We start from the raw sequence: 7,981 nt of genomic DNA on the forward strand, positions 1-7,981 counted from the left end.
CGATCTGGAAGGCCACGGACGCGAAGATCTCTTCGACGAGGTCGATCTGTCGCGCACGGTCGGCTGGTTTACCAGCATCTTCCCGGTGCGGCTCGACCTGGGCACGGCGCAGCAGCCCGGCGCGGCGCTCACAACGATCAAGGAGCAGCTGCGCCAGATCCCGCAGCATGGCATCGGCTACGGCCTCCTGCGCTACCTCGGCCCCCCGGAGATGCAGGCCGCCCTCGCCGGCATGCCCCCGGCGGAGGTGTCGTTCAACTACCTGGGCCAGATCGACCAGGCGCTCCCCTCCGACGGCTGGCTGCGCGTCGCGCCGGAGTCGCCCGGCCCCGCGCAGAGCGCGCGTCGTCGGGGTAGCCATCTGCTGGAGGTGGCGGGATTTGTGACGGGCGGGCAGCTCCACGTGCAATGGCTATACGATACTGCATGCCATGACCGCGCCACGATCGGGCGGCTGGTCGCGGCCTACGAGCTGGCGCTGCGGGCACTGATCGCGCACTGCCTGTCGCCGGACGCGGGCGGCTACACGCCCTCCGATTTCCCGCTGGCGCGGCTGGATCAGCCGACGCTCGATCGACTGGTCGGCCACGACCGTCAGATCGAAGACATCTATCCGCTCTCGCCGATGCAGCAGGGCATGCTCTTCCACAGCGTCTACGCGAGCGGGACCGGCGTGTACGTCGAGCAGGTCGCCTTCCGTCTTGAAGGCGCGCTCGACCTCGCGGCGCTTCAGCGCGCCTGGGCCACGCTGGTTGAGCGCCATGCCGTGTTCCGCACGGGCTTTGTGTGGCAAGGCGTGAGCACACCCCTGCAAATCGTGCGGCAGCAGGTCGATGTGCCCTGGCAGATCGAGGACTGGCAGCCGCTCAGCCCTGACCGCCAGGCCGAGCGGCGGGACACCTATCTTCAGGCCGATCGGCGGCGCGGCTTTGCGCTGCTGCCAGCGCCGTTGCTGCGCCTGGCGCTGTTTCAGGTGGGTCCGACCAGCTACGAGTTTGTGTGGAGCCAGCATCACCTGCTGCTCGATGGCTGGTCGCTGCCGCTGGTCTTCAGCGAGATCTTCACCGCCTACGAGCAGCTCATCCGGGGCCAGGAGCCGCAGCTCGCGCGGCCACGGCCCTACCGCGATTACATCGCGTGGTTGCAGCGCCAGGACCTCGCGCAGGCGGAAGCCTTCTGGCGGCAGCGGCTCGACGGCGTGACCGCCCCCACGCCGTTGGGCGTCGATCAGCGGCTCGTGGACGGCGAAACCGGACATGCCAGCGTCGAGGTCCGCTTCTCGGAGGCGGCGACGACCGCGTTCCAGGCGCTCGCGCGCGAGCATAGCCTGACGATGAGCACGCTGGTGCAGGGCGCATGGGCGCTCCTGCTGAGCCGCTACAGCGGCCAGCCGGACATCGTCTATGGCGTGACGGTGTCGGGCCGTCCGCCGGAGATCGCGGGCGTCGAGCAGATGATCGGCATCTTCATCAACACGCTGCCCATGCGCGTCCAGGTCGATCCTGAGGCCCAGGTGCTGCTGTGGCTCCAGCAGATGCAGGCGCTTCAGGTCGAGATGCGCCAGTATGAGTACAGCCCGCTGGTGCAGATCCAGGGCTGGAGCGATGTCCCACGCGGACAGCCGTTGTTTGAAAGCATCGTCGTCTTCGAGAACTACCCGATCGCGACCAGCGTACAGCAGCAAAAAGCGCAATCCAGCCTGGCGATCAGCCATGTGCAGAGCCTGGAGCAGAGCAACTATCCCCTGACCCTGGTCGCGATGGTCAACCGTCAACTGGTCTTGCAGATCAGCTACGATCGCCAGCGCTTCTCGGCGGCGACGATCGAGCGGCTGGGCGGACACCTGGAGCACTTGCTGCATGGGATCGCCGACCAGCCGGATGGACGCCTGGGCAATGTGCCGCTGCTGAGCGAGGTCGAGCGGCAGCGGATGCTCGTCGACTGGAACCGCTCTGAGGCCGAGTATCCGCGCGCTGCCGCCGTGCATGAGCTGATCGAGGCCCAGGCCGCGCGCACGCCTGGCGTTAAGGCGATCGTCTTCGAGGGCGCGGCGCTGAGCTACGCCGAGCTGAACACGCGGGCGAATCAACTGGCGCATTATCTGCGGGCGCAGGGCGTCGGCCCCGATGTGCTCGTCGCGCTGTGTGTCGAGCGCTCGCTGGAGATGATCGTCGGCATGCTGGCGATCCTCAAGGCCGGCGGCGCGTATGTGCCCCTCGACCCGGCCTATCCTCAAGAGCGCCTGGCCTATATGCTGAGCCACACCCGCGCCCCAGTGATCCTGACCCAGGCCGCACTGGTCGCGCGCTTACCCGAACACACGGCGCCGGTCTTCCGCCTGGACGCCGATTGGCACACCCTGGCGCAGCAGCCGACCACCAATCCGCCCCGCACGGTGCAGCCGGAGCACCTGGCCTACATCATCTTTACCTCCGGCTCGACGGGCCGACCAAAAGGCGTGATGGTCACGCAGCGCGGCTTGATCAATCTGGTCCACGGCCTCCACGCCTACTTCGACGATCCCGCCGTCCAAACGACGGGCCTGATTACGTCGATCAGCTTCGACATCTCGGTCAACCAGATCTTCCCGACGCTCTTTTTTGGTCGCACGCTGCACATCATCCCCGATCCGGTCAAGTTCAACATCCGGGCGCTGCTGCGCTACCTGCATGAGCAGCAGGTGCATCTGCTCGACGCGGTGCCCTCCTACATGCAGACGGTGTTGAACGAGGTCGCGCCGCAGCAGCCGCCGAACGTGCTGCGCTATCTGCTGATCGGCGGCGAGAAGCTCGAACAGCGGCTCCTGCAATCCGTCTTCGGCCAGCTTGGGCCGCAGGTCGAGATCGTCAATATCTACGGCCTGACCGAGATCAGCGACATCAATCTCCTGGGCGGTATCCGCGCCGCCAACCTCGGCCAGCCGATCACGGTGGGCAGGCCCTTGCAGAACAACCGGATCTATATTCTGGACCAGCACCAGCAGCCGCAGCCGATCGGCATCGCGGGCGAGGTCTGTGTATCCGGCGCGAGCGTGTCGCGCGGCTACCTGTTCCGCCCCGACCTCACGGCGGAGCGCTTCGTGCCGTGTCCGTTCGAGGACGGCGCGCTCATGGTGCGCACCGGCGACCTGGGCCGCTGGCAACCCGACGGCACGGTCGAGATCCTGGGCCGCATCGATCAGCAGGTCAAGGTGCGCGGCTTCCGCATCGAGACGGGCGAGATCGAAGCGGTGCTGGCGCAGCATCCGCAAGTCAGCGCGTGTGTCGTGGTGGCGCGGGAGGATACGGCACCCGCAAGCGGGTACCCCGACAGGCGGCTGGTTGGCTACGTGGTGGAACAACGAACAGCGAACAACGAACAAGCGGAGAACCTGGAACCTGGAACCTGGAGCGCGGAACTCCGCACGTTCCTGGCCGAGCGCCTGCCCGACTACATGATCCCCGCCGCGTTCGTGGTGCTCGACGCGCTGCCGAAGACGCCCAACGGCAAGATCGACCGCAAGGCGCTGCCCGCGCCGGAGCGACAGGCGACGCTCGACGAGCGCTTTGTCGCGCCGAGCAATGCGATCGAGGAGCTGCTGGCGAGCATCTGGGCCGATCTGCTGGATGTCGAGCGCGTGGGCACTCGTGACAATTTCTTCGAGCTGGGCGGCCACTCGCTGCTGGCAACTCAGCTCATCGCGCAGGTCCAGATCAGGTTTCAGGTCGATATTCCGCTGCAAGACTTCTTCGCCGCGCCGACGATCGCGCAGCTCGCGCAGCACGTGCAGGTCGCCCAGTGGGTCATACAGAGCAGCGCTGCCGCCGACACACCCACGACACCGGATGAAGCAGAGGGTGAGCTATGACGATTGTTGAGTTCCTCGCGCGCCTGAGCGACCAGGGGATCAAGCTCTGGGTCGAAAACGAGCGTCTGCGCTATCGCGCGCCCCAGGAGGTGATGACTGAGGCCGTCCGGGCCGAGATCGCGCAGCGGCGCGACGCGATCCTGAGCTTTTTGCGCCAGACCCAGGCGCGATCACAGGAGCAGATCGCCACGATCCCGGTTGTGCCACGTCAGACGCCGCTGCCGCTGTCCTTCGCCCAGGAGCGCCTGTGGTTTCTCGACCAGTGGCACATGGGGAGCACGGCCTACCATGTTCCGCTGCTGGTCCGTCTGCATGGCCGTCTCGATCGTGACGCGCTCCAGCGAAGCATGAGCGGCGTGATGCAGCGGCATGAAAGCTTGCGGACAACGATCGGCCTCGCGCATAACCAGCCGCTCCAGGTCATCCATGCCGCTACGCCGCTGAACCTGCACGTCCACGACTTACGGCAGCTTCCGGCGGACGATCGCGAGTCGGCAGCGGCTCGCCTGGTGCGTGAGGCGATGGATCAGCCCTTCGATCTGGCACAGGGACCCCTCACGCGCATCATGCTCCTGCAATGCGCCGAAACCGATCATCTGCTGCTGGTCGTGATGCATCATATCATCACCGATGGCTGGTCGATGCACATCCTGACGCAGGAGGTCAGCGAACTGTACCGCGCCGCGATCAGCGGAGCAGCGCCGAACCTGCCAGCGCTGCCGATCCAGTACGCCGACTTCGCGTACTGGCAGCGTGGCCGGCTCCAGGGCACGACGCTGGAGCGCTCCCTGGCGTACTGGAAAAACCAGCTACAGGGCGCGCCAGATGCGATACGCCTGCCAACCGATCGCCCCCGTCCGCCGGTCCAGACCTTTCGCGCTGCAAGCGCCTCCTTCACGCTCTCCAGCACGCTCACGGCGGATCTGAACGCGCTGGGCCAGCACGAGGACGCGACGCTGTTTATGGTCCTGCTGACCGGCTTCATGTGCCTCCTGGCGCGCGCCAGCGGACAATCCGATGTGGTCGTCGTGTCGCCGATCGCCAACCGCACCCACGCCGCGATCAAGGGCCTGATCGGCTTCTTCGTCAACATGCTGATGCTGCGCGCCGATCTCGGCGATAACCCGCCCTGCATCGACGCGCTCCGCCGCGTCCGGCGTGTCTGCCTGGAAGGCTACGCGCACCAAGAGTTGCCCTTTGATCGGATCGTCGAGGTCCTTCAGCCCGAACGCGGCACGAGCGACCAGCCACTCGTGCAGGTCGTGTTTGTGCTCCAGAACAATCCCTCAGCGTCAGTGGAATTGCCGCACCTGACCCTCACGCCGATCGAGGTCGCGAGCACCAGCGCCAAGTTCGACCTGACGCTGACCATGACGGAGGAGCACAACACCTTGCGCGGGATCGTCGAGTACAGCGTCGACCTGTTTGAAGCCGCCACGATCGAGCGCTTTGTCCAGCACTTCGAGGCCCTTCTTCAGGAAGTGGTGCGCGAGCCGTCGCAGCGGGTACTCGATCTGCCGATTTTGTCTTCGGCTGAGCAGGCCGCGCTCATCCAGCGCTGGAACAGCAACCGCCGGACGGCTCCGAAGACGATTGTCGATCGCGCTGCACCGCCGCAGCCCGATCAGGAGCGACGCCGTGGGGAGCAGGAGTTCGCCGCGCCAGGCGATGAGCTAGAAGCGCACGTTGCCCGGATCTGGGAAACGATCCTGGATGTGCGTCCGATTGGCGTCGATGATGACTTCTTTGCGCTGGGTGGGCACTCGCTGGCGGCAATGCGATTGATGGCCCAGATCGAGCAGCAGTTTGGGCTGCGATTGCCGGTCGCCGCCCTGCTCCGAGGCGCGACCGTTGCTACGATCGCCACGGCGATCCGCCAGCAGCGAACGACACCAACGATCGAAAGCGTGGTGCCAATCCAGGCAACGGGTCACAAAGCACCGTTCTTTTGCATGCATCCGGCAGGTGGCGATGTCCTGTGCTACCAGGCCCTCGCCACGCATTTCGGCACCGAGCGACCATTTTATGCGCTCCAGGCCGCCGGGCTGCATGGTGAGCAGGAGCCCGATCCAACCGTCGAGGCGATGGCGGCCCGCTATCTGGCGGCCATACGCGCCTATCAGACGGACGGCCCCTACTACCTGGGCGGCTGGTCGCTGGGCGGGATCGTCGCGTTCGAGGTGGCGCAGCAGCTTCAGGCGCAGGGGCACCGGATTGCGAAGCTCGTCCTGCTGGACAGCCAGCTCTCCGGCGGCGCGGACTCAGCGATCGAGGGCGATCTCGAACTGCTGGGCAGCTTCGCCCAGCACCTCGGATTGCGCATCGACCAGATTGCCCCCCTCTCCGACCCACGGGTCGATCAGGCACCGGAAGAACGACTGGCCGCCGTCGTCGAGCAGCTGCACCAGGCGCACCTGCTTCCCAGCGACGTGACGATCAGCCAACTGGCGCAGCGGTTCCACGTCTTTCGGGCACATATCAGGGCGCTGCGGCGCTACCAGCCACGTCCCTTTGACGGGCATGCCACCTTGATCCAGGCCCGCGAGCAACCTGGAAACGAGGAAGCAGCAGCCACCTGGGCGCGTGTGGTTGCGCGTTTGACTGTCTACACCGCCGCAGGATCGCACCTCACGATGGTACGTCCGCCACATGTCGTCGGGCTCGCGCAGATGCTAGCAGATTGCCTCGACAGCCATTGAGGGCACGATCACGGTCCGGCTCCGCCGACGGTCGGTGCGGTCGGCAGCAACAGCGATCGATGTTCGCTGTTATCGCCTGGGGATCGCCCGTGTAGCCGAGCGACTGGTAGCGCAATTAGTCCGGGAAAACGTACCCAAGATTTGGTTGTTGTGAATTCTGCATGTGTCCAACTCCGTGGTTCACTCCACGTAGGGCGTCGCGCATCCGGCACAAGCCAGGAACGTCCTGCGATCCCCACACTGGCAGATGGCGACATGGCCGAACGTGTATGGACCTACACTGAAGTCCAGCGCGCCGACGCCTCATGAACGTCGCTTCCTGGTCAGCGGTCCAGTCCGCGCGCAGGAGATCGGCCTGGGGAAACCGCAGCCTGGCGTACTGCTCATTGAGATTCTCAACGGCAGATCCAGCAATGATCGCGGGCCACTCAGGCTCGTCACGCTGGCCCGACATGTCGCCGTTGCGCAGATGCCGGGGCAGACGATTGAGCTAGAGCGGCTGCGCCCGGCGGACACCCGGCTTCGGTTCACGGGTGCAGGCGGTACTGCGACGGCGCGAGCGTTAGCGTGATGAGGAGCGTGGGGCGCGCAGTAATGCCTCGATCTTCTGCTCCACCCACGCCTGGGCCTCGGTCATGGCGGGATAGTCAAAGACCGACTGGTACACCTGATCGGGCGCTTCGACGCGCGCCGTCCACGCCTGATCATCCTCCGTCCGCTCGATCACGCCTCGGTAGGCTCCTAGATTGGCGACGAGCATTCCGCGCTTGGTCCGTACCCACAGCATCAATGTCCTCCAGGTCGTTCGTGCTTGCTGCACGGAATGTAGCACACAGCTTGCCATGCTCAGAGCGCACGGTGCGCGGCGTGTGGCGGTTGAGCTGGGTCCGGGCAGTGATCGAGCTGGCGGTGCTGATCACGCGCGGATCGAGATCCCTCAAAGATTCACCGTATGCCGATGCGCTGCACTCTGACATGGGCCGCCACGGGCGCTGGTCGCTCAAAACCGGCATCGTTCGATGTGGTCTGAGGTGTGGTATGTTATACATGTCCAATAGCCGCTTCAGCAGCTCGCGGCGACGGTTGATCCAGCACGAGGCTCATCAGTATATGGCAGGCAACAAACAACGGTTGATCATCGATACCGACACGGCTTCAGACGACGCGGTCGCGCTGATGATGGCACTTCGCGCCCCGCATGTTGACGTGGTGGCGATCACCACAGTTGCCGGGAACGTCAGTGTAGCCCAGGCGACCCGCAACGCGCTGACCGTGGTAGAACGTTGTGGCGCTGAGGTGCCCGTCTATAGGGGGCTTGCCAGGCCGCTCCTGCGCGCAGCCAGTGACGCAACCTTCTTTCACGGAAAAGATGGCATGGGCGATCTGAACCTCCCAGCGCCGCGCCGCGCTGCCGAAGGCGAACACGCGGTCGATG

The 7,981-nt window shown here is 65.5% G+C and carries 5 protein-coding genes; 4 read left to right on the forward strand and 1 reads right to left on the reverse strand.

Annotated elements, in window-relative coordinates:
- The 3 genes from VFZ66_09280 to VFZ66_09290 all read left to right on the forward strand — a co-directional run.
- On the forward strand, positions 1-3,847 hold a 3,847-nt coding region (locus VFZ66_09280; GenBank protein ID HEX6289370.1), incomplete at its 5' end, for an amino acid adenylation domain-containing protein.
- Positions 3,844-6,546 carry a condensation domain-containing protein gene (locus tag VFZ66_09285; protein ID HEX6289371.1) on the forward strand — a complete coding sequence of 901 codons (2,703 nt, stop codon included), beginning with the start codon at positions 3,844-3,846 and terminating at the stop codon, positions 6,544-6,546. The genes VFZ66_09280 and VFZ66_09285, both read left to right, overlap by 4 nt.
- A gap of 265 nt (positions 6,547-6,811) precedes the next feature.
- On the forward strand, positions 6,812-7,117 hold the full coding sequence (locus VFZ66_09290) for a hypothetical protein (protein HEX6289372.1): 306 nt from the start codon (positions 6,812-6,814) through the stop codon (positions 7,115-7,117).
- Here the strand turns inward: VFZ66_09290 and VFZ66_09295 are convergent.
- A complete protein-coding gene (locus tag VFZ66_09295; GenBank protein HEX6289373.1) occupies positions 7,109-7,333 on the reverse strand; it encodes a hypothetical protein in 225 nt (74 codons plus the stop codon). The two genes, VFZ66_09290 and VFZ66_09295, sit on opposite strands and share 9 nt — an antisense overlap.
- Positions 7,334-7,440: 107 nt before the next feature.
- On the opposite strand from VFZ66_09295, the gene VFZ66_09300 reads away from it, so the two are divergent.
- Positions 7,441-7,981: nucleoside hydrolase (locus tag VFZ66_09300; GenBank protein ID HEX6289374.1), on the forward strand; the 541-nt coding region annotated here is incomplete at its 3' end.

It is taken from the genome of Herpetosiphonaceae bacterium (genome assembly GCA_036374795.1).
Lineage (GTDB): Bacteria > Chloroflexota > Chloroflexia > Chloroflexales > Kallotenuaceae > LB3-1.